The organism is Promicromonospora alba (assembly GCF_042654905.1).
GTDB lineage: Bacteria > Actinomycetota > Actinomycetes > Actinomycetales > Cellulomonadaceae > Promicromonospora > Promicromonospora alba.
Genome location: NZ_JBHSFI010000005.1, coordinates 668,762 through 690,676, shown reverse-complemented (window position 1 = coordinate 690,676; position 21,915 = coordinate 668,762). Strand labels below are relative to the sequence as shown.

At 71.4% G+C, this 21,915-nt stretch carries 14 protein-coding genes and 1 pseudogene; 11 read left to right on the top strand and 4 right to left on the bottom strand.

What is annotated here, in order from left to right:
* Positions 1-23 precede the first annotated feature (23 nt).
* The 4 genes and pseudogenes from ACFO6V_RS18020 to ACFO6V_RS28795 form a co-directional block, all read left to right on the top strand.
* Positions 24-860, top strand: coding sequence for an ABC transporter ATP-binding protein (locus ACFO6V_RS18020; RefSeq protein ID WP_377137579.1), 837 nt, complete (start codon positions 24-26; stop codon positions 858-860).
* Positions 857-1,618, top strand: coding sequence for an ABC transporter permease (locus ACFO6V_RS18015; protein WP_377137577.1), 762 nt, complete (start codon positions 857-859; stop codon positions 1,616-1,618). Before ACFO6V_RS18020 ends, ACFO6V_RS18015 begins: the two co-directional genes overlap by 4 nt.
* 15 nt (positions 1,619-1,633) lie before the next feature.
* On the top strand, positions 1,634-2,404 hold the full coding sequence (locus ACFO6V_RS18010; RefSeq protein ID WP_377137575.1) for a MerR family transcriptional regulator: 771 nt from the start codon (positions 1,634-1,636) through the stop codon (positions 2,402-2,404).
* A gap of 31 nt (positions 2,405-2,435) precedes the next feature.
* Positions 2,436-4,196 (top strand): annotated as a pseudogene (locus ACFO6V_RS28795) (BTAD domain-containing putative transcriptional regulator); the annotation flags it as partial.
* Between the two features lie 1,359 nt (positions 4,197-5,555).
* On the opposite strand, the gene ACFO6V_RS18000 reads toward ACFO6V_RS28795, so the two are convergent.
* The 3 genes from ACFO6V_RS18000 to aztD all read right to left on the bottom strand — a co-directional run bounded on the left by ACFO6V_RS18000 (position 5,556) and on the right by aztD (position 8,822).
* Entirely contained in the window at positions 5,556-6,365 is an 810-nt protein-coding gene (locus ACFO6V_RS18000; protein ID WP_377137573.1) for a CPBP family intramembrane glutamic endopeptidase, read from the bottom strand.
* Positions 6,366-6,425: 60 nt separating this feature from the next.
* Complete coding sequence (locus ACFO6V_RS17995) at positions 6,426-7,343, bottom strand: metal ABC transporter substrate-binding protein (RefSeq protein ID WP_377137571.1); 918 nt, start codon at positions 7,341-7,343, stop codon at positions 6,426-6,428.
* Between the two features lie 141 nt (positions 7,344-7,484).
* Positions 7,485-8,822 (bottom strand): zinc metallochaperone AztD, encoded by a 1,338-nt coding sequence (gene aztD / locus ACFO6V_RS17990; RefSeq protein ID WP_377137569.1) that lies wholly within the window; start codon positions 8,820-8,822, stop codon positions 7,485-7,487.
* 528 nt (positions 8,823-9,350) lie between these two features.
* Here aztD and ACFO6V_RS17985 point away from each other — a divergent pair.
* From ACFO6V_RS17985 to ACFO6V_RS17955, 7 genes are all read left to right on the top strand, one after another.
* Positions 9,351-9,908, top strand: coding sequence for a hypothetical protein (locus tag ACFO6V_RS17985; RefSeq protein ID WP_377137567.1), 558 nt, complete (start codon positions 9,351-9,353; stop codon positions 9,906-9,908).
* A gap of 205 nt (positions 9,909-10,113) precedes the next feature.
* Positions 10,114-13,245 (top strand): choice-of-anchor M domain-containing protein, encoded by a 3,132-nt coding sequence (locus ACFO6V_RS17980; RefSeq protein ID WP_377137565.1) that lies wholly within the window; start codon positions 10,114-10,116, stop codon positions 13,243-13,245.
* A gap of 244 nt (positions 13,246-13,489) precedes the next feature.
* The gene (locus ACFO6V_RS17975) at positions 13,490-15,997 is read left to right on the top strand and encodes a TIGR03773 family transporter-associated surface protein (RefSeq protein ID WP_377137563.1); all 2,508 of its coding nucleotides are present in this window, start codon (positions 13,490-13,492) and stop codon (positions 15,995-15,997) included.
* Positions 15,994-17,610, top strand: coding sequence for an anchored repeat ABC transporter, substrate-binding protein (locus tag ACFO6V_RS17970; RefSeq protein ID WP_377137561.1), 1,617 nt, complete (start codon positions 15,994-15,996; stop codon positions 17,608-17,610). Before ACFO6V_RS17975 ends, ACFO6V_RS17970 begins: the two co-directional genes overlap by 4 nt.
* 11 nt (positions 17,611-17,621) lie before the next feature.
* Positions 17,622-18,671: a choice-of-anchor M domain-containing protein gene (locus ACFO6V_RS17965; RefSeq protein WP_377137559.1), complete on the top strand. Its 1,050-nt coding sequence runs from the start codon at positions 17,622-17,624 to the stop codon at positions 18,669-18,671.
* Positions 18,668-19,531, top strand: a complete 864-nt coding sequence (locus ACFO6V_RS17960; RefSeq protein WP_377137557.1) for an anchored repeat-type ABC transporter ATP-binding subunit — start codon at positions 18,668-18,670, stop codon at positions 19,529-19,531. The genes ACFO6V_RS17965 and ACFO6V_RS17960 overlap by 4 nt, the downstream gene beginning before the upstream one ends.
* The gene (locus ACFO6V_RS17955) at positions 19,528-20,391 is read left to right on the top strand and encodes an anchored repeat-type ABC transporter permease subunit (protein ID WP_377137555.1); all 864 of its coding nucleotides are present in this window, start codon (positions 19,528-19,530) and stop codon (positions 20,389-20,391) included. The genes ACFO6V_RS17960 and ACFO6V_RS17955 overlap by 4 nt, the downstream gene beginning before the upstream one ends.
* A gap of 72 nt (positions 20,392-20,463) precedes the next feature.
* Here ACFO6V_RS17955 and ACFO6V_RS17950 read toward each other — a convergent pair whose 3' ends face one another.
* Positions 20,464-21,855 (bottom strand): cation:dicarboxylate symporter family transporter, encoded by a 1,392-nt coding sequence (locus ACFO6V_RS17950; protein WP_377137550.1) that lies wholly within the window; start codon positions 21,853-21,855, stop codon positions 20,464-20,466.
* Positions 21,856-21,915: the final 60 nt, after the last annotated feature.

The following is a 21,915-nucleotide window of genomic DNA, read 5'->3' as shown; positions in this document are numbered from 1 at the left end:
GGTCAACCCCGCATCCTCGTCGCATGAACACAAGAACGGACATCGGAACGAGTCCCGGAGCCGGCGCGGTAGCGCCCGCGATCCGCGTCCACGGGCTGGAGAAGTCGTACAAGGACCTGCACGTCCTGAAGGGCGTGGACCTCGAGGTCACGCGCGGCAGCATCTTCGCCCTGCTCGGCTCCAACGGGGCCGGCAAGACCACCGTCATCAAGATCCTGTCCACCCTGCTCAAGGCCGACGCCGGCAGCGCGAGTGTGAACGGGTACGACGTTGCCACCCACGCGGCGGAGGTGCGCGAGTCGATCAGCCTGACCGGCCAGTTCGCCGCCGTCGACGAGATCCTCACCGGGCGGGAGAACCTGGTCCTGGTCGCCCGGCTGCGGCACCTTGCAGACCCCGGCACGATCGCCGACGACCTCTTGGCCCGCTTCTCCCTGACCGAGGCCGGCAGCCGCAGGGCCACCACGTACTCCGGCGGGATGCGCCGTCGTCTCGACATCGCGATGAGCCTGATCGGCGACCCGGCGGTCATCTTCCTCGACGAGCCGACGACGGGCCTCGACCCCGAGGCACGCGTCGAGGTGTGGCGCACCGTCAAGAAGCTGGCCGACGGCGGCACGACGGTCCTGCTCACCACCCAGCACCTCGACGAGGCCGAGCAGCTGGCCGACCGGATAGCGATCCTGCACCAGGGCCGCATCATCGTCGACGGCACGCTCGCCGAGCTCAAGGCCCTGCTGCCCCCGGCCAAGGTCGAGTACGTCGAGAAGCAGCCCACCCTGGAGGACGTGTTCTTCGCCATAGTCGGCGCAGACGGTGCCGCCGCAGGCAACGGCACGAGCAGCGAGGACCAGCGATGACCAGCCACTTCTTCAGCGACACCCGCGTCCTGACCGGGCGCTCCCTGACCCACATCCTGCGCAGCATGGACACGATCCTCACCACCGCGGTCACCCCGATCGCGATGATGCTGATGTTCGTCTACGTCTTCGGGGGCGCGATCGAGGCCGGCACGGACAGCTATGTCAACTACCTGCTGCCCGGCATCCTGATCATCACCGTCGCCTCAGGCATCGCCTACACCGCGTTCCGGCTCTTCATGGACATGCAGAGCGGCATCTTCGAGCGGTTCCAGTCGATGCCCATCGCCCGGTCGTCGGTCCTCTGGGCGCACGTGCTGACCTCGATGGTCGCCAACCTCGTCTCGATAGCCGTCGTGATCCTGGTCGCGCTCCTGATGGGCTTCCGCTCCGGCGCAGGCCTCCTGGCCTGGCTCGCCGTGGCGGGCATCCTGGTCCTGTTCACGCTCGCGCTGACGTGGCTCGCCGTCATCCCCGGGCTCACCGCGAAGTCCGTCGACGGCGCGAGCTTCTTCTCCTACCCGCTCATCTTCCTGCCGTTCCTCAGCTCGGCCTTCGTGCCGACGGAGACCATGCCCGGCCCTGTGGGGTGGTTCGCCGAGAACCAGCCGGTGACGTCGATCGTCGACACGATCCGGGCCCTCCTGGCTCAGCAGCCGGTCGGCACCGACATCTGGGTCGCCCTGGGCTGGTGCGTCGGCATCCTGGTGGTCACGTACTTCTTCGCGATGGCCGCCTACCGCCGCAAGATCTCTTAGGGCACGCTGAACAGCATGCTGACGATCGGCCAGGTGGCGTCGTACGCCGGGGTGACGGTTCGCGCGGTTCGGCACTATCACCAGATCGGGCTGCTTCCGGAGCCGGAGCGGGACCGCTCCGGCTACCGGTCGTACGACGCCGCCACGCTGGTCCGGCTGATCCGGATCCGCACCCTTGCCGAGGCCGGTGTGCCCCTGGCCAGGGTGCAGGAGCTGCTCGACGCCACCCCGGAGGAGTTCGCCCGCGGCGTCGAGGAGATCGACACGGAGCTGCGTGCCGAGATGCGGCGGCTGCGGGAGAACCGCAAGCGGATCGCCAGGCTGGCGGCCGGCGAGAGCCTCGCGCTCCCGCGGAGCGTCCTGGACTATCTCGACCGGCTGCGTGACCTCGGGGTCGAGGAGCAGTACATAGTGCTCGAGCGGGACGCCTGGATCATGATGGCCGCCCGCATACCGGACGAGATCGATGCCGTGATGGCGATGAAGCACATGCAGCTCGACGACCCCGACATGGTGCTGCTCTACAAGCTGGTCACCGAGGCCCTCCACTGGCCGGCCGACGACTCGCGGATCGTCGAGCTCGTCGACGTCATGGAGCGGCTCGCGCGCCGGGCCATCGAGGCCGGCGAGGTGGTCGGGGCCGACGACGACGGCCTCGACCAGCCGTTCGTGGAACTGCTGGACGCGCTGCCGGCCGAGTCACCGGGCGGCAGGCGGATCATCGAGCTGCTGGAGGAGCGCGGCTGGAAGGGCTGGACCCGGATCGAGCAGGTGCCGCCGAGGTAGCCCGTGGCAGAATCGCCCGGTGCAGATCGGGATGATCGGGCCGCTCGAGGTGCGTCTGGACGACGGCGTCCTCGCCGATGTGCCGGGCTCGCGGCTGCGGGCGCTCCTGATTGCCCTTGCGCTCAATGCCGGCCGCACGGTCCACAAGGCGACGCTCGTCGACTGGATCTGGGGTGAGCAGCCGCCGTCCGACGCGACGAACGCCCTGCAGCGCCTGGTCTCCCGGCTGCGGAAGGTGCTGCCGGACGGATCGATAGCGGGGCAGCCGAGCGGCTACCGGCTGCTGGTGGACCCCGACGCCGTCGACGCGCTGCGGTTCGAGCGTCTGGTGGACCGGGCGCGCGCCGCGGACGGTCCACGGCGGGTGCAGCTGTTGCGCGAGGCGCTGCTGCTGTGGCGCGGGAAGGCCATGCAGGACGTCGGTCTGGAGGGCAGCGCGGCGTTCGACGCCGCGGTCACCCGGCTCGAAGGGCTGCGCCTGACCGCCATGGAGGACCGGTTCGACGCGGAGATCAGCCTGGGCCACGGCGCCGACCTGGTCCCGGAGCTGACGGATCTGGTGGCAGCCCACCCGTTGCGTGAACGGCTCGTCGCCGCCCTGATGCGGGGTCTCGCCGCTGCCGGCCGCGACACAGAAGCGCTGCTGGTCTACGAGCGCACGCGGGAGGCCCTGGCCGACGGGCTCGGCGTCGACCCCTCACCGGAGCTCTCCGACCTGCACGTCGCGCTGCTGCGGGGCGAGGTCGGACGGCGGGACGAGAGCCGCAGGACCAACCTTCGCGCCGAGCTGACCAGCTACGTCGGCAAGGACGCCGACGTCGGCGCGGTCCGCGCCATGGTCGGCGAGCACCGGCTGACCACCCTGACCGGGCCGGGCGGTGCGGGGAAGACCAGGCTCGCCACGGAGGCCGCCCGCACGCTGGTCGGCGACCTGCCGGACGGCGTCTGGCTGGTGGAGCTCGCGGTCATCGGCGCCGACGGCGACGTCGCGCAGGCGGCGCTTGCCGGTCTCGGCCTGCGGGACACGCTGCTCGGCGAGGCGACGGACATGGAACCGGTCGAACGGCTCGTCGCCGCGCTCCGCGAGCGGGAGATGGTCCTGGTCCTGGACAACTGCGAGCACGTGGTCGAGCAGGCGGCGGCGTTCGCCCACCGCCTGCTCGGGGAGTGCCGGCGGCTGCGGATACTGGCGACCAGCAGGGAGCCGCTCGGTATCACCGGCGAGGCGCTGTGGCCGGTGCTCCCGCTGGACCTGCCGACGCCGGACGCCGACCTCGGCGAGATCGAGTCGGCACCGGCCGTCCGGCTGCTGCGGGAGCGGGCGAGGGCTGCGCGCCAGGACCTCGTGGCCGATGCCGCGACGCTGGCGACCATGGCCCGCATCTGCCGGTTGCTGGACGGGATGCCCCTGGCGATCGAGCTGGCCGCGACCCGGCTCCGCACCATGTCCGTCGACCAGCTCGCCGACCGGCTCGACGACAGGTTCCGCGTGCTGACCGGCGGCAGCCGCACGGCGCTGCCCCGGCACCGCACGCTGCGCGCGATGGTCGACTGGAGCTGGGAGCTGCTGACCGACGCCGAACGAACGGTCCTGCGCAGGCTGTCGGTGTTCGTCGGCGGGGCGAGCCTGGACGCGGCCGAGCGGGTCTGCGCCGGCGAGGCTGCCGGCGACACAGCCGGGGAGGCGGAGGTACTCGACCTGCTCACGGCACTGACCGAGAAGTCGCTGCTGATCGCCGACGCCGGCCGCAGCCCGCGCTACCGGATGCTCGGCACGATCAAGGAGTACGCCGCACAACGCCTCGTGGAGGCGGGCGAGTCGGACCTGGCCCGCCGGGCGCACCTGGACTGGTTCGTCGAGCTCGCCGAGACCACAGAGCCGCAGCTGCGCCGGCCCGAGCAGCTGCAGGGGCTCACCACGCTCGCCGGCGAGCACGACAACATCGGCGCCGCGATGCGCGGTGCGCTCGCAGCGGGCCAGGTGCGGGCGGCGATGCGGCTCGCGGCCGGGGCCGGCTGGTACTGGTGGCTCAGCGGGCACAAGACCGAGGGCCTGGAGCTCATCACCGCGGCCGCCGAGCTGCCCGGCGAGGCCGACGACCGGACCCGGGCCGCCGTCTACTCGCTCGTCGTGATGTTCGCGAGCTCCGGGCGGGCCGCCGACGAGCGGCAGGCAGCGGAGTGGATCCACAAGGCCTACGAGATCAGTCTGCGCGACGGGCCGCACAGCCCGCTGCTGGGGCTGGTCGTGCCCCTGGAGCGCATGCTGCAGGGGGCTGATCCCGTGAGCGCGTGGGAATCGGTGCTGGACAGCGACGACCCCTGGGCGCGTGCGCTGGGCCGGCTGCAGCTCGGCAAGATGCGGGTCGTGCTCGGCCGTCCCGGACAGGACGCCGACGCCTACCTCGAGCAGGCGCTCGCCGAGTTCCGGGCGCTGGGCGAGCGGTTCGGGATCTCCTTCGCCCTGACCGAGCTGGCGGACCGGGTAGCGATGCGCGGCGAGTTCGCCGCGGCGTCCGGGTACTACGAGCAGGCGGTGGCGGTGGTGGCCGAGGTCGGCGCTGTCGAGGACGTCATCCGGATGCGGTCGGGGCAGGCGCGCCTGTACCGGCTGCTCGGCGACGAGGACGCGAGCGCTGCGGCGATAGCCGAGGCTGCGCAGCTCGCGGAGCGGGTCACGTGGCCGGAGGCGCTGGTGGAGGTGGCCCTGGCCAAGGCGGAGCTCGCACGATGGGCCGGCGACTTCGAGGAGGCTCGCCGGCAGCTCGGTCTCGTGCTGACGAGGCTGGGCGACGGGGCAGCGAATCTCAGCGCGGTGACGCACCACCAGCTCGGCTACCTCGCCGACGACCTCGGCGAGGCCCGCGCGCATCGCGCCGCGGCCTGCCGGGCAGCCGCCGAGGCGGGGTACGCGCCGATGCTCGCGCAGAGCCTCGTCGGGGTCGCGGACCTCGCGCTGCGGTACGGACGCCCCGAGGAGGCCGCACGGCTGCTCGGGGCCGGCACCGAGGTGCGCGGGCTGCCGGATCGAGCGGACCCGGACCTGGCGCGGATCGAGAAGGTGGCACGGAGCCACCTCGGCGACGGGGGGTTCGCCGAGGCGGCTCGGGTGGGTGCGGAGACGGGCTGGGACCAGCTGGTCGCGGTGCTGCTAGATGAGGCCCAGGATCAGGGCCAGGGTGCCGAACGTCGACAGCAGGAGGGTCGTGCCGACGTGCATGCCGATCGAGAGGCGGAGGTCCTTCTTCTTCCAGACGAACCAGGGTCCGGGGAAGAAGAAGATGATGCGGGACAGGAACACCCACGGTGACCAGAGGTGGTACAGCGAGAAGAGGACGGTGCTGAGCACCGGGGCCCACGCGCCGAGGTGCGCGAGCCGCGGCATCAGGAACCCGCGGAAGTAGTACTCCTCGATGAGCGGGAGCGAGAACCCGGTGAACGGGATGGACGCGGCCAGCGTGATGATCATGACCGTGCGGCTGTTCCCGTCGAGGTAGGTGGTGGCGCTCGCGCCGACGTCGTCGAACGGGAGCCACGTGAAGAACGCCTCGAAGACGACGGCGTCCAGGGCGGTGAGCGCGCTCGAGACCGCGACGAACCACACGATGAGCCCCGCGACCATCGCCACGAGCCTGCCGCGCGGCACCGGCTTGTCCAGGTAGCCCAGCACGCCGCGCAGCGAGTACCGCCCGGTGCGGCGTCGCCCCAGCCAGAGCAGGCCGAGCTGGAGCGGGAAGAGCACGACGGTCAGCGCGATCGCCCAGCCCAGGAACGACGGGTAGTCGAGGGCCCGGACCAGGGGCTGAGCGAGGACGAGGTAGACGGCGACGATCAGGACGCCCGGAACCAGGTGGAGCGCTATGGACAGCGGCAGTGAATGGCGCTCGGCGAGCAGCAGATCGACCATCCGGTTCTTTCGGGTCTCTGGTGCGGAGGCTGCGAGCCCCTGTGCGTTCTCCATGCCGGAGATGTTCGCCTGGTCCGCGGACACCGCCCTGACACGGCGCTGACACCGCCCGGGTCAGCGCTCGCAGACGAGCCCGTCCTCGAGGGCCGCCAGGTTCTCCCGCATCATGTCCATGTAGTCGGCGTCCGGGTCTGCCTGGCCCTCGATGGGGTCGAGCTTGGCGGAGTCGATCCCGAGGTCCTCGGCGAGCGCCCGTGCGACCTTCGGGCTGGTGATCACCTCGAAGAAGACGGTCTGCACGTCGTCGTCCTGGACCACGGAGCGCACGGCGCGCAGGCGGGCGGGGGAGGGTTCGGCCTCCGGGTCGATCCCGGAGATGCCTACCTGGACGAGGTCGTACCGCTCGGCCAGGTACCCGAATGCCTCGTGCGACACGACGAGGGTCGCCCCGGCGCACTGCGCGAGCCCGTCGCGGTAGTCCTGGTCCAGGGCGTCGAGCTCGGCGACCAGGGCGTCGGCGTTGGCGGCGTAGTCGGCCGCGTGCGCCGGGTCGGCCTCAGCGAGGTTGGTGGCGATGCCCTGTGCGACGTCCGCGAGCCGGGTGGGGTCCTGCCAGAAGTGGGGGTCGAGCGCGGTGCTGCCCGACGGCGCCGCGGCGGTGCCGTTGGGCCCGGCCTCCAGCCCTGCCGCCTCGGCGGTGTCGAGCAGCCGGTCGGGCGGGCTCGCCTCGATGGCCTCGTCCGTCGCGGGCTGCATGCCGGAGAGGTAGACGACGAGATCGGCCTGGCCCATCTCGCGCACCCGGGCCGGCGAGAGCTCGATGCTGTGCGGGTCGGCGGCGGCGGGCGTGAGGTTCGTGACGTTCACGTGCTCGCCGCCGACCTGCTCGGCGACGTACTGCAGCGGGTAGAACGACGTGAGGACGTCGACCGTGTCTTCCTGGGCGTCGGGTGAGCACGCGGCGGTCGTGGACAGGACCAGCAGTGCGGCTGCTGCGGCGGACAGCGAGCGGGCACGGGGGCGGGAGGTCATGAGGTTCCTCGGCGGTGTGGTGAGCGGTGGAGCAGTGCTGAGGGCAGGAGTGGTGGCCGCGACACCGGCGGTGTCGCGGCCACCACTCCTGCGGGGCGCCAGGGTCAGCCCTGGTCACTCGGGTCCGAGCGGGTCGCCGTCCTACTCCTCGGTGTGGTCGTCCTCGGGGTGCTCGTCGCTCTTGCCGAACTCGGTCGACCCCTCCTCGACGTTCCCGGAGATGCCGTTGATCTCGTTGGGCTCGACCTCGAGCTCCTTGGTCAGCCAGACCTCGCCCGTCTCGATGTCCACGGCGTGGATCGACCTGGTCGCGGGGTCGGTGACGTACGCCGAGCCGTCGAGCATGAAGATCGCCGGGCGGGGGGTCTGCCACTCGATGGGCTCCTCCCACTCGTCGATGACGGGGATCGACTTGACCAGCTTCTTCTTCTCCGGGTCGATGACGTGGATCTGGCCGTCGGTGCCCAGGACGAGCCCCTCACCGTCCGTGCCGCGCGCCAGCGACCGGAAGGTGTAGCTCGAGGGCAGGTCCACGAGCGTCAGCTCGCCGGTCTCGGTGTCGGTGAGCGAGATGCGCTCGGGACGCTCCAGCTCGGCGTCCTCGTCGACCTTGTAGTCGCCCAGCACGACGCCGGACTCCTCGCTGCCGGCCTGGTTGCCGACGCGCCCGTAGGAGTCAGGGCTGTCGACCTTGGTGATCTTGCCGTCCTTGTAGATCAGGACGCCGTTCTCGCAGCCGATCAGGACTGCCTCGTCGGCGGCGACGGCCTCGCCGTGCACGCCGGGGCACTCGTCGGACGACGCGATCTCCTTGTCGTCCTTGTCGAGCACGCGGATGCCGGTGCGCGCGTCCTCGGTGCCCTCGGAGACGACGAGGGAGCCGTCGTGCAGCTCGATCGCGACACCGTGGTGAGCCTCGGGTGTGGCGAACGAGCGGGTCTCGCGCTCCGGGTCGGCGACCTCGCTCGCGTCGAAGACCGTCACCTCGCCCGTGCCGTCGTCGAACAGCGCGACGCGGCCCTCGTGGGGAACGACGTGACCGGGGATCTCGGCGTCGAACTTGACGTCGGTCAGCTGCGGCTCGGCGGTGTAGTAGTGCGAGTGGTCACCGTGCGGCTCGGCCCACGCGGCGGCGTCCAGGACCTGGAACCCGCCCGTCGTGGAGACCAGGAGATGCCGGCCGTCGCCGACGTCGTTGAGGCGGTTGAAGCCGTCGAGCTCGAACTCACCGACGGAGTCCAACGTCCCGGCGTCGAGCACCTGGATGCCGCCGTCGTAGGTGATCGCGATACGAGGGGTGTAGGTGGCCTCCTCGGTTGCCGGGTTCTCCGCGGCTTCGCTGGTGGCCGGTGAGGCCGGTTCGTCGGAGCCGGCCCCGGCCTCGCCCGAGGAGCAGGCCGCCAGTGCCGTGAGGGGAAGAACGAGGCCGAGGGCGACCAGGGTCCTTGCCTGTGAGCGGGTTCGTGCGGTGAGTTTCATGCGTTTCTGAGCTCCGCGGGGGTATCGCGAGGGCGGAGCTTGCTCCTTTCAAGAACGGTTCATGGAGCGGCCTTGGCCGCGGCGCCGACCATATCAGAAGTGAGAATCATTATCAGTAACGTTCGGCCGGCACTCCGTGCACCGGCCCCACAGCTCGACGTGCGGCTCGATGTCGTTGAAGCCCTGCTGGGCCGCGACCGCGCGGAACCAGGTCGCCAGGTCGCCTGCTGGAACCGTGGCGGCCGTGCCGCATCCCACGCAGACGAGGTACGGCCCGGCCGCCCCGGGTGGCCGAGCCGGTAGGCCTGCCCGGCCGCGGGTGGGTGGACGATCTCGACCAGCCCGGAGTCCGCGAGCAGCGTCAGCGTCCGGTAGACCGTCGAACCGCCGCGCCGCGACACCCCGGTAGGGGGTGAACTTGGGGCGCCCACTCTTGATAATGGTTCTCAGCACTGCTTCACTCCTCGCGTGCATGAGAATCGTTCTCATTTGTCCGCGTTCGGGCGTGCACCGAGATGGAGGAATCAGATGATGATCGAGCGAAAGAGCGGGCGTCGGATCGCCACGGTGCTGGTCACGATGGGTGCGACCGCTGCGATGGCTGGGGCCCTCGCGGCACCGGCGGTCGCTGCCGACCGCACCTCTGGTCATTTCGACGTCGCCGCTGAGGTCGAGTGCGATGCGTTCGGCGGGGTGACCGCCGTCGAGGTGCACGTGCACGAGCACGTCGGTGGCACCGAGGTGGAGCTGCCCGCGGGTGACTGGCTGACCTTCACCGGCACCACCGGTCCCGAGGTCGGCTTCACGGTCGAGCCCGGCGCGTCGTGTGGCGTCCTCGACGTCGAGTTCGAGCCGAACGTGCTCGCCGGATCGAGCACGGGCGGGCGGGTCTCGGGGACGGGCGGCGCCGGCAGCTTCACGGCCACCAAGACGGCCGCCTCCGGCAGCCTCGTGCTGGACGGTTCCGGGCACGAGGACCTCGCGTGGTCCTTCAGCCGCACCGGGACCTACCGGCTGTCCTTCGACGTGAGCGTCAACGGCGGTGCGTCCGTGCTGTCCGAGACGCTTCCGCTCAAGCGTTCCTGACCTAGCCGGGATGGGTGAGCAGCTCGACCCCAACAGACTGCACGCGACACGCCGAGGATGCCGCGCAGTGTGTAGGGGTCGGGCTGCTCGCCCTCCTGCACCGAGACAGCCCGCACCGAGAGGAACGCCCTTCGTGGTCAGAACGTCCGTACCGGGTCGCCGCGCCGCGGCTGCCGCATTTGCCGCAGGGCTCGTCGCAGTCGGTATGCCTGTCGCAGCATCCGCCACGGCGTGGTCGGCGCTGGCCGGCGCCGAGAGCGAACCGCTGTCGCGCACCGTCCTCGACGAGGGCAACGCCTTTGTCAACGCGCTGCTCGTGGACGGTGAGCCGGTGATCGACGTCGGCTGGTCCGCGGATCCCGGCTACGAGACGATGGCTGACCGGTACGCGCCAGGCGATGTCGTTGTCTCCATACCGCGACCGCTGGCCATCACGACATCGGACGACCCAGGCCTGGCGTCGCTCGGCCCGCCCGGGACGGAGTTGTGGGGCACGAGCCAGGACTTCCCGACGCTCGACTACACGGGGACCGACGTCGTGCCGCGCCTGAACAACTACGGCCTGCCGCGCGACCAGGTGGCGCGCAACGGCGTCGCCTGGGAGCTCACCGACGTGCGTGGTGGCGACCTGGTGTCGATCGGTGGTCCGGTCCCGATGCCCGGCGTGACAATGAACCGGGTCTGGTACGCCGGCCACGGGCTGCGCTCCGACGTCGCCTGGACGCCCACCACCACCACCGTCTCGCCGCCGCAGAACCAGGGCTGGCTCTTCTCGGACCTCGGCCTGCACTGCCTGGACCTGCGGGTCTCGGTCACCGGCACCGACGGGCAGGTGCGGACCTCGCCCGTGGTGACGGTCCGCGTGGCGGTCGGGAACGTGCCCGACGTGGCGAACGCCGAGTGCGGCGCCGCCGTCGACCCGGACCTCCCGGTGCTCCCGCCCGACGGCCCTGGCGATCCCGACCCCGACCCCGACCCCGGCACCCCGGACCCGGACGACCTGACCGATCCGCGGAACAACGTGCTGCTGCCCGCCACGCACTCCGACCTGTCCCTGCGTCCCGGCGCCGACGAGCTGCGCCTGCTGGTGCGCGAGTCCCACGGCAACACGCTCAACTGGTACGACCCGGCGACGCTCGTGGTCCACGTGCCCGACGCCGCGCGGGTCACCGTGCCGGAGCCGACGGCGTCCGCCGACTCGACGTTCCTCGCGCCAGCGGGCTCGGTGATCCACCGGCTGCCCAAGGTGCCGAAGACCGGCCTGCCGTGGCTCGGCGTCTCCTCCGAGACGTTCAGCGCGCAGGACTACGAGAGCCTGCCGATGCTGCGGCTGGAGAGCGTGACCGGCGCGGACGGCGGTCCGGCGCCCGGCGAGTTCTTCCTCGGCGCCGACGAGGACCACGTCCGCTCCGGCGCGGCCCCCTGGTTCTCGACCCGGCAGGGCCTGCCCCAGGCCCATCCGGCGCTCGCGCCCGCGCTCGCCCACCAACACCTGAGCTGGGACTTCACCGCCCCGGGCACGTACTGCGTGCGGCTCACCTCCACCGCCGCGACCGCCCAGGGCAGCGCGCGCGACGACGACGCCGTGCTCACCTTCGTGGTCGGCGGCACTGCCTACGACCCGACGTCGGCGCCCACCTGCATGCAGCGCGACCTCGACCGGACGCGCAGCCATGACGACACCCCGGAGGACGCGGTTCCCGGCGAGGTGGCGCGCCTCCCCGCCCCTGAAGAGCGGGGGAGGGCGTCCTTCGCCGCGCTCGCACCGCGCCTGGCCGACGGCGACCTGCGTGCCGACCTGGTGACCGGGGACCTGCGCGGGCACGGCGTGCGCCACGACCCGGCGGACGTGGTGCTCGCGACGGGCACCACCTCGCGCGGCCTGCACGTCGAGCGGCTGCTCGAGAACTGGCGCGACGCCGAGCAGGAGTACGTGGACGGGTACCAGCTCGGGCCGGGTTCGGGCCTGCTCAACGCGGTGGACCTCGACCTGGCGCACCTGGACCGGGACGCGTGGCGCGGGGACCTGACCTGGACGCTTGACAGTGCGACGGGTCCCGGCGGGTTCCTCGTGGTCGACGACCAGCAGGCCCTCGTGGCGGGCCACAAGGGGGCGCTGCTCAGCACGGTTCCCGGCTACGAGGCGTCGGGCTCGACCGTCAGCCCCGGCGGGGTGCACCTGTTGCGCTGGGTCTTCACGGAGCCCGGCCGGTACTGCCTGACGACCACGCTCGCGGGCACCGCTGCAGACGGGACGGCGGCAGCGGCGACCACGACGCTGACCGTCGCGGCCGGCGTCGACCCGGCAGGGGTGGAGCCGTGCCCGCCCGGCGGCGACCCCGGCGACCCGGACCCGGGCGACCCCGGCGATCCGAATGACCCTGGCGACCCGGACGGGTGGCCCGTCACGGACCGCACGGTCCTGCGCAGCGGCCACGTCGACCTCCTGGCCCGCATCACCGCCGCCGGCCTCACCACGGTGGTGCGCGACGACGCCGCTGTCCCGTCCGAGGAGCACGACCCGTCCGACGTGGCGTTCGCGGTGCCGGACGGCGCGGGCGTCGTCGTACCCGACGACGAGCGGTACGCCTTCCTCGGCGAACCCGGCGACCGGGTCTGGGTGCTGCCCGAGAGCCCGACCCCGGACCTCGTCTGGCCGGGCTGGAACCTCGACGTGGCGGACGGCGCCGCCGCGGACGCCGTCCGCTGGGCGCTGCTCTCCGTTGACGGGCCCGGCGAGTTCGTGCTGTTCGACTCCGGCGGTGACGGCTTCGGCGCGCCCCGCGTGCTGCTCGGCTCGGGCACGGACCGGCTCGACTACGCGCAGCACGCGCACGGCTCCTGGGCGTTCGACGCCGCCGGGGTGTACTGCCTGGACGTCTCGCAGACGGCGCTCGACGGCGACGGCCCGACCGACGCGACCGACGGGGCGGCGTTGCTCTTTGCGGTCGGCGTCGACGCACGCAAGGTGACCGAGGAGCACTGCGGGCTTACCGCGACGGAGTTCAACGCCGGGCCGCAGGTCCCGGGAGACCCGGACGACCCGGGTGCAGACCCGGAGGGCCCAGGTATGGATCCGGATGGCCCGGGTAGCGACCCCGACGATCCAGGTGCTGACCCGGACGGCCCGGGTGCAGGCGACGGTGACCTCACACCGACACCATCCACGTCGGGTCGGCCGTCGTCGGACGGGGGCGCCACGGGGGACCAAGGACCGCTCGCGAGCACGGGTTTCGAGGCTGGCGCGGTGCTGCTGCTCGCGGTGTCGCTGGTCGGGGCGGGCGTCGTGCTGATCGAGCTCCGGCGCCGGGCGCGGCGTCGCTCGGTCGCAGCGTGACGCCCTGACTTCGGTCTTCTGCTCGCCGCGCTGAGCCGGATTCGGTCGGTTGCTCTGAGATCGGTCACTCGATTGACCGATCTCAGAGCAACCGACCGATCTCGTAGCGGTGGGCGGTGCAAGTGACCGATCTCCGCGCTGGACAGCAAGCGGCCTTGCTCAGGGTGCTGTGCACGCCGTGGCGCCGGGTGAAATGCCACATTCGTTCTTGATAACGATTCTCAGTCCTGGTTCACTTCGATCCGTGACTGAGAATCGTTCTCATAAATTCGGAGCCCTGGCGGCCGCCGCCGCGCTGCTCAGCGCGTTGGTCGTCCCCGCGCTCGGGCCGACGGCGCTCGCTGCGGGGCCGGCGTCCGCCGCGGTGCCCGACCGCCAGTACGTCCTGGACCGCGGCCATGTCGACGGCTTCGAGACCACGTACGACGCCGACACCGGCAAGCTTGTGCTGTCGGTCCGGGACGACACCCGGATCTACGACGACGGGCCCGTCTTCCGGACCCCCGAGTCCACGACGCTCGCCTACGAGGACGCGCAGAGCCAGGTCACGCTCCCCGCGGCCGAGGGCGGCTGGGCCTTCCTCGGCGAATACGGCGGAGCCACCGTGTGGCTCGGCTCGCAGACCGGCGAGGACCAGGCGTACAACCCCTGGGTCGGCTGGAGCACCGAGCGGCTCCTGGACTCGCTGGCCGGGACCGGGATCACTCCCGCCGCGGGCCAGCCGGTGTCGCTCGACGTCGCCGTCGACGGACCGGGCGACGTGTTCACCTTCCAGAACGACTCGTTCGGGACGCCGATCAACCGCTACCTCGACACCACGACGTCCGACGGCGGGACCATCCCCGTGGCGACGAACGCGCACGTGCACACCAACTGGGTGTTCACCGCCGAGGGCGACTACACGCTCACGGTGACGCCGTCGCTCGCGACGTCGGACGGCGCGACGGTGACCGGTGACGCCGCGACCTACCACGTGCGGGTCGGCGAGCGGCCGGAGCCCACTCCGACGCCGACGCCCACCCCCACGCCCAGCGCGACCCCCACACCCACACCGACTCCAAGCCCGACGCCGACCCCGACCCCGACGCCGACGCCGACCCCCACGCCGACTCCGAAGCCCACGCCCAGCCCGACGCCGACCGGCCCGGGCACCGCCCCGGCTCCGGACCAGGACCGCCGGTTCGTGCTCGACCACGGGCACGCCGACGCGTTCGAGACCAGGTACGACGCCGCGTCCGGGCGCCTGGTGCTGTCGGTCAAGGACGACAGCCGTATCCACGCCGACCGCACGGTCTACCGCTCGCCGTCCAAGGTGACGCTGGCCTACGAGGACCCACGCGGTCAGGTGGAGCTGCCCGCGGCGACGGGTGCCTGGGCGTTCCTCGGCGAGCACGGCGGCAAGACCGCCTGGCTCGGTTCCCAGACGGGCAGCGACCAGGAGTACCTGCCGTGGGCGGGCTGGAGCACCGAACGGCTGCTTCCGTCGCTCGCGGGAACGGGGATCACGCCCGCCGCGGGCAGCCCCGTATCCCTGGTCGTGAAGGTCACTGGCCCTGGTGACGTGTTCACGTTCCAGAACAACTCGTTCGGCCAGCCGGTCAACCGGTACATCGACACGAGGGCGTCCGACGGCGGGAAGATCCCCGTCACCGCGAACGCGCACGTGCACACCAACTGGGTGTTCACCGCAGCGGGCGACTACCACCTGAAGGTGACCCCGCGCCTGCGGACCACCGATGGCCGCACCATCACCGGGCCGACCGTCGACTACCACTTCCGTGCGGGAGCGGAACAGACCGACGACCCCGACGGCGACGGCCCGGGAAAGGACCCCGGCAAGAACCCGGGCACCGATCCGGACAACGACCTGGGTAACGACCCGGGTAACGACCCGACCGACGACGGTGATCCGGGCAACGACCCGGGAGCCGGCGGGAACGTCCAGGACGACCCGCAGTGTGTTGCCCAGCCGGTCACCAGCGAGGTGAGCACGCCCGAGGTGGGCGGCATCGAGTCCGGTCACTTCGACTTCGGCTCGAAGGTGGAGGACGGCAAGCTCGTCGCCCAGGTGAAGGACGACCGCGAGCAGCCCGCATCCTGGGTCGACCCGGCGTCGCTCACCTTCAAGCTGAGCGAGGCCGCCGAGGACAAGGTTCCGGAGGGCAGCGAGTTCGCGTTCCTCGGCACCGCCGGCTCGACGATCTGGTCCGTCGGTCAGGTCCAGGAGACAGGCGTGCCGTGGATCGGCTGGAACACCCAGGACCCCAGCCTGATCGAGGCAGCGGACGGGCCGGTCACGTTCACGCTCGACGGCGTCGACGGGCCCGGCGAGCTGGGTGTCTACGCGACGGGCACGTTCGGGGGAGTGGGGGCCAAGAACTTCGGCACCCTGGAGGGGTTCCCGAGGTCCATGTCCGTGCCGCTCAACCAGCACGTGCACGCCAACTGGGCGTTCACGAAGCCCGGCGTCTACTCGGTGACCATGACGCAGTCCGTCCCGCTCAAGAGCGGCGGCACGGCCTCGGACGCGGCGACGCTGAAGTTCTCCGTCGGCGACACCGCGGGGACCACGACGAAGACGACCTACGTGGGGCGGACGGCGTCGGGCGAGGAGTGCGACCTCAGTGCCGCGCAGCGCGCCGCCCTGGCGAGCACCGGTGCGAGCGTGTTCCAGCCGCTCGCGCTGGCGGGTCTCCTCCTGCTCGCCGGTGGGACGCTCATCGCCGTCGCGCAGCGGCGTCGCCGGGCATGACCGCGACCTCACGAAGGTGGGCCGCCGCGGTCGGCGTGATCGCGGCGGGCTCGCTGGTCCTCACCGGCTGCGCGGGTGCAACCGGCGCGGCCGACGACGGCAGGCTCCACGTCGTGACCACCACCGGGATCCTTGCCGACCTGGTGCGCAACGTGGCCGGCGACGGCGTCGAGGTCACCTCGATCGTGCCGCCCCAGGGCGACCCGCACTCCTACGACCCGACGCTGCGGGACGTGCGCGACGTCGTCTACGCCGACGTGGCCTTCAGCAACTACCTGCTGCTGGAGGACCACTCGGTCGTGACCACACTCGACGCGAACCTGCCCGACGGGGCCCCCAACATCTCGCTGGCGGAGTCGGCGACGAAGTACGCCGCCGAGGTGATCCCGCTGGTCGAGAACGTCAACCTGGACACCATCTGGCTGGGGCTCCGGGTGAGCGGCGCGGGCGAGGAGCTCGGGGCGACGCGCGCCTCCGAGGTGCGCCTGCGCGCGACGGAGATGGAGGGGCCCGGACGCCTGGCGGGATACCTGACCGAGACGTTCGGCCAGCCGCGCACCTACTTCGACTCGGGCGACGGTTTCGATGCCGCCGACGGGTACGCCCGGGACACGGCGACCCTGCCCACCGACGCGCACACGCACATGAGCTGGGCGTTCACCGAGCCGGGTATCTACCGGCTGGCGCTGGAGTCCGACCTGATCGCGGAGCCGGGCGGTCAGCCGCAGGAGCTCGGGACGGCGACCGTGACGTTCGCCGTCGGCGTCGACCCGTACTCCGTGCCGGGTATGGCGGGCGCACGGGTGCTGGACGGCGGGCACGCGGACGTCACGGTGGACCTCGACGACGGCGCGATCCTGTTGCAGGCCGACGCGCCGGTCGTGGAGGCCGCGGACGAGGACCCGGGCGACCACGGCGACGTCGGGCACGCGCAGGCCGAGAGGCTGGACCCCGCCCGGACGGTGGTGTCGGTGCCGAACAAGGCGCTCGCTTCGGTGCCCGCCGAGCCGGGGTTCGGGTTCCTGGGCCGCCCCGGGGACCAGGTCTACCTGCTGCCGCAGGCGGTCCTCGGCAAGCACGTGCACGGCGAGATCGACCCGCACCTGTGGCAGGACGTCCGCAACGCGCAGGCGTACGTCGAGGTCATCCGCGACACCCTGGCCGCTGCCGCACCCGGCCAGGCGGACCGGTTCCGGGCGAACGCCGAGGCCTACCTGGCCGAGCTGCGCGAGACGGACGCCTACGTGGAGCGCACCATCGCGGAGATCCCGCGTTCGCGCAGGCACCTGGTGACCACGCACGACGCGTTCGCCTACCTCGGTAGGGCGTACGACGTCGACATCGCGGGCTTCGTGACGCCGAACCCCGCGTCCGAGCCCAGCGTCGCCGACCGGATCAAGCTCACCCGGACCGTGCAGGCGCTCGACGTGCCCGCGGTCTTCCTGGAACCCAACCTCGCCGCGCGGTCCACGGTGCTCACCGAGGTGGCCCGTGAGAACGACCTGCGCGTGTGCCCCATCTACTCCGACGCGTTCGACGACCGCGTCACCACCTACGTCGACCTGATGCGCGCCAACGCCGACAGCCTCCGCCGGTGCCTGAAAAAAACATGAAGGAGTACCTCATGACATCCCGGCTGACATCCCGGACCACGCGGCTGACATCCCGGACCACGCGGCGTCGCAGGGCGGTCGCGTACACGGCCACGCTGCTCGCCGGCCTGACCCTCGGCGTCGCGCCGGTCGCCCTGGCTGATGCCCCGTCCGCCGGCTCGGACACCGCCGATCTGGAACAGACCGTCGAGGCTGACGAGGAGGTGGTGACCGAGGACGCCGCGGTGACCGTCGGGCACGTCGACGTCGGGCCGCGGTTCCTCGACGGCGAGTGGACGATGCTCGCGCGCGACGACCGCGAGGTCCCGTCCGTCTGGCGCGACCCCGAGCGCACGGTCCTGCACCTCGGCGACGCGGCGGCGCTGCCCGCGCCCGAGGGCCCGGACTACGAGTTCCTCGGCGTCGAGCCGGGTAAGCCGCTGTACGTCGTTCCGCAGACCCAGGCACCCGATGTGGTCTGGCTCGGCTGGAACACCCAGGACCCCGAGGTCGTGGACGCGGTGGAGCAGGGTGCGTCGCTGCGGCTCGACGGCGTGGACGGTCCCGGCGAGGTGTTCGTGTTCCTGCAGGAGGGCGTCACCGGGCCGCCCAACGTGCTGTGGAACTCTGGCGAACCCCTGCCGCAGGAGCTGTGGATGGAGGTCAACACCCATGTCCACGCCAACTGGGTCTTCACCGAGCCGGGCATCTATCAGCTGGACGTGACCATGCTCGCCGAGCTGACCGACGGGACCACGGCCGAGGACGGGAGCACCCTGGTGTTCGCGGTCGGTGAGGACACCGACCCGGAGGAGGCGCTGGCAGCGGTGGCCGAGGCGGCATCCGACGATCCGACGGCGGACGGCAGCGCGTCGCCCGACGCCTCGCCGTCCGAGGTCACGGCGCCGGCGGCGACGGACGCGCCCGGGGCGAGTGCGCCGTCGTCGGACAGCGGCTCCGCCGCGCTGATCTGGGGAGCGGCGGCGGCAGGTGTGGTGCTGCTCCTGGTGCTGGTCGCCCGCGTCGTCGGTGCCCGGCGGGCGCGCGCCGCGGCCGAGCGCGACGCCGGGGACGAGTCGTGACCGCGACAGTCGCGGGCGACACGAGCACCTCGGCCCGGCCCACGGCTCCAGCGGCGCTGGAGGTGCACGACCTCGCCGTCGTCCTCGGTGGCCGGCCGGTGCTGAACGACATCCGGCTCGAGGTCGCCGAGGGCGAGCTGCTCGGTCTGGTCGGTCCGAACGGAGCGGGCAAGACGACGCTCCTGAGGGCGGTGCTGGGACTCGTGCCCTCGTCGGGCCGGATCAGCATCGCGGGCCAGGACGTGCACCGCGGCCGCAAGCGCACCAGGTCCGCCCCGGTGACGCGTTCGATCGGCTACGTACCGCAGCGGCACGAGTTCGCCTGGGACTTCCCGGTCACCGTCGAGGAAGCCGTGCTCACCGGGCGGGTCGCCCGCATCGGGTGGCTGCGCGGAGCCCGGACGGAGGACTACCGGGAGGTGCGGAGGGCCCTGGACCGCGTCGAGATGACGCACCTGCGCAAGCGGCCCGTCGGCGAGCTGTCGGGGGGCCAGCGCCAGCGGGTCCTGGTGGCTCGAGCCCTCGCCCTCGATCCGCGGATCCTCCTGCTCGACGAGCCGTTCACGGGCCTCGACGTACCTACCCAGGAGCATCTGACCGAGCTGTTCCGCGAGCTCGCGGACGAGGAACGAGCGGTGATCATGACGAACCACGACCTGGTCGGCGCCGTCCACGCCTGCGACCGGCTCTGCCTGCTGAACCGGACCGTGGTGGCGTCGGGCGCGCCTGCCGAGCTGGCCGGGCCCGAACCGTGGATGACGGCGTTCGGGGTCTCGGCCGGGTCACCGCTGCTCACGGCGATCAGCCAGGTCGCCCAGGGCCGGACGGCCGACTCGTCGGCCGGGGGTGAGCGCTCATGATCTCGCCCGTCGACTTCGTCCAGGACCTGCTCAACCCGGACCTCGCGTTCCTGCCCAAGGCCCTGCTCATGGCGGTGCTCTCCAGCGTGGTGTGCGGCGTGGTCGGCACGCACGTGGTGCTGCGCGGCATGGCCTTCATCGGCGACGCCGTCGCGCACGCGGTGTTCCCCGGCCTCGCGATCGCCTTCGTCCTGCAGGGTTCGCTCGTGCTCGGCGGAGCCATCGCGGGCATCACGACGGCGCTGCTGGTCGCGCTGTTCTCCCAGAACCGCCGGCTGCGCGAGGACTCGGTGATCGGTGTCTTCTTCGTCGCCGCGTTCGCGCTCGGCATCGTCATCATCTCGACCGCCCCCGGCTACGCGGGGTCCTTGCAGGACTTCCTGTTCGGGTCGATCGTCGGCATCCCCGACGAGAACGTGCTGATCGCCGTCGTCGTCGGGCTCGTCCTGATGGCCGTGCTGTTCGCGTTCCACAAGGAGCTCGTCGCGGTCAGCCTCGACCGGGAGACCTCGCGCGCGCTCGGACTGCCGGTGCTGCGGCTCGACCTGCTCCTCTACGTGGTGGTCGCGGCGGCGATCGTGATCTCCGTGCAGACCATCGGCAACGTCCTGGTCCTTGCCCTCCTGGTCACGCCCGCCGCCGCGGCCCGGCTCCTGACCGACAGGCTCGGCCCCATGATGCTGCTCGGCCCGACCATCGGCGGCGGATCGGCCCTGGTCGGCCTGTACCTGTCGTGGAGCCTGGACCTGCCCGTCGGCGGCACGATCGTGCTCGTCGCCACGGCGGTGTTCCTGCTCGCGTGGCTGCTCGCGCCGCGGCACGGGGTCCTGACCCGCGCCATGGCGCCCCGGCCCGCGTGACGAGATCCGGGGCCCTCGTTGCGGCCCAGTCTGCCCGGTCGGTCGAGCCGACTGGGCAGACTGAGCGGGGCATCACGTCCTGGTAGCCGCTAGGTCAGTGCCGGCCGTGTGTTCCGGGTCGCGCTCGTCGGTCTCGCGGTCTTCGTGCTCGTCGCTCGAGGGCAACAGCTCGTGCGGCTCGGTGCCGTGCAGGACCGCCCGCGCGCGGTCCATGTCGAAGTCCTTCTCCCACCTGCCGATGACGATCGTGGCCACGGCGTTCCCCAGCACGTTGATGAACACGCGGCCTTCGTTGAGGATTCGGTCGATTCCCACGATGAGCGCCAGAGCGGAGAGCGGAATCGTGCCCAGAGCGGTCAGGGTGCTCGCGAGGACGATGAAGGCTCCGCCCGCGATTCCCGCGGTTCCCTTGCTCGTGAGCATCATGACGCCGATGAGGACCAGCTGCTGCTGCCAGCTCAGGTCGATCCCGACGGCCTGCGCAAGGAACAGGGATGCGAGGGTCAGGTAGATGGCGGAGCCGTCGAGGTTGAAGGAGAAGCCGGACGGCACGACGATGCCGACGACTGGCTTTCCGGCGCCCAGGTGCTCGAGGCGACGGACCAGCTGGGGGAGTACGGCTTCGCTGGAGCAGGTGCTGAGTGCGACGAGCAGTTCTGCCTTGAGGTAGCGCATCAGTCTGAAGATGTTGACCCCAGCGGCTCGGGCGACCAGACCGAGGACCACGACGATGAACACGAGGCACGTGGCGAAGAAGATCAGGATGAGGTAGCCGAGCTGCTGCAGGCTGGTTGCTCCGTATTGGGCAACGACGGTCGCGAGTGCGCCGAAGGTGCCGAAGGGTGCCAGTCGCATCACCCAGCCGACGATCCGGAAGACGACGTCCGACAGGGCAGATATGCCGCTCACCAGAGGGGCGCCCCGCTCGCCGGACATGTTGAGCGCGATCCCGAAGGCCAGTGATACGAGGAGCGCCGAGAGGATCTCGCCCTCCGTGAGGGCGCCGAACAGCGACTCGGGGACGAGGTTGCTGATGAACCCTGTGACGGTGATGTGCGTCGACTCGACGTCGGGCAGGGTGCTGGTGTCCAGGGTGCTGGGGTCGACGTTCATCCCCGCGCCTGGCCGGAACAGGTTCCCTGCGGCCAGTCCGAGCAGCATCGCCAAGAGTGAGAAGGCCAGGAAGTATGCGAGGGATTTGAGGCCGATGCGGCCGGCCTTCCGAAGGTTGTCCATCGAGGCGATGCCTGTGACGACGACGCAGAAGACCACGGGGACGACGATCATCTTGACCAGGTCGATGAACCAGTCGTTCAGAGGCGCAAAGGTGTTGCCGACGCTGGGGAAGATGAGGCCGACTGCGATACCGAGCGCTGCGGCGACGAGCACTTGGAACCACAGTTCGCGCAGAAGGCGCCAGAAGCGCGGGGTCGTGCTTCTGGTGGGGGTAGTGGAAAGGGCCATGGTGAATCTCTCCTGTTCACGACGTTGTGACGGAAGGGCGCGCGAGGCTCGTCAGCGCCA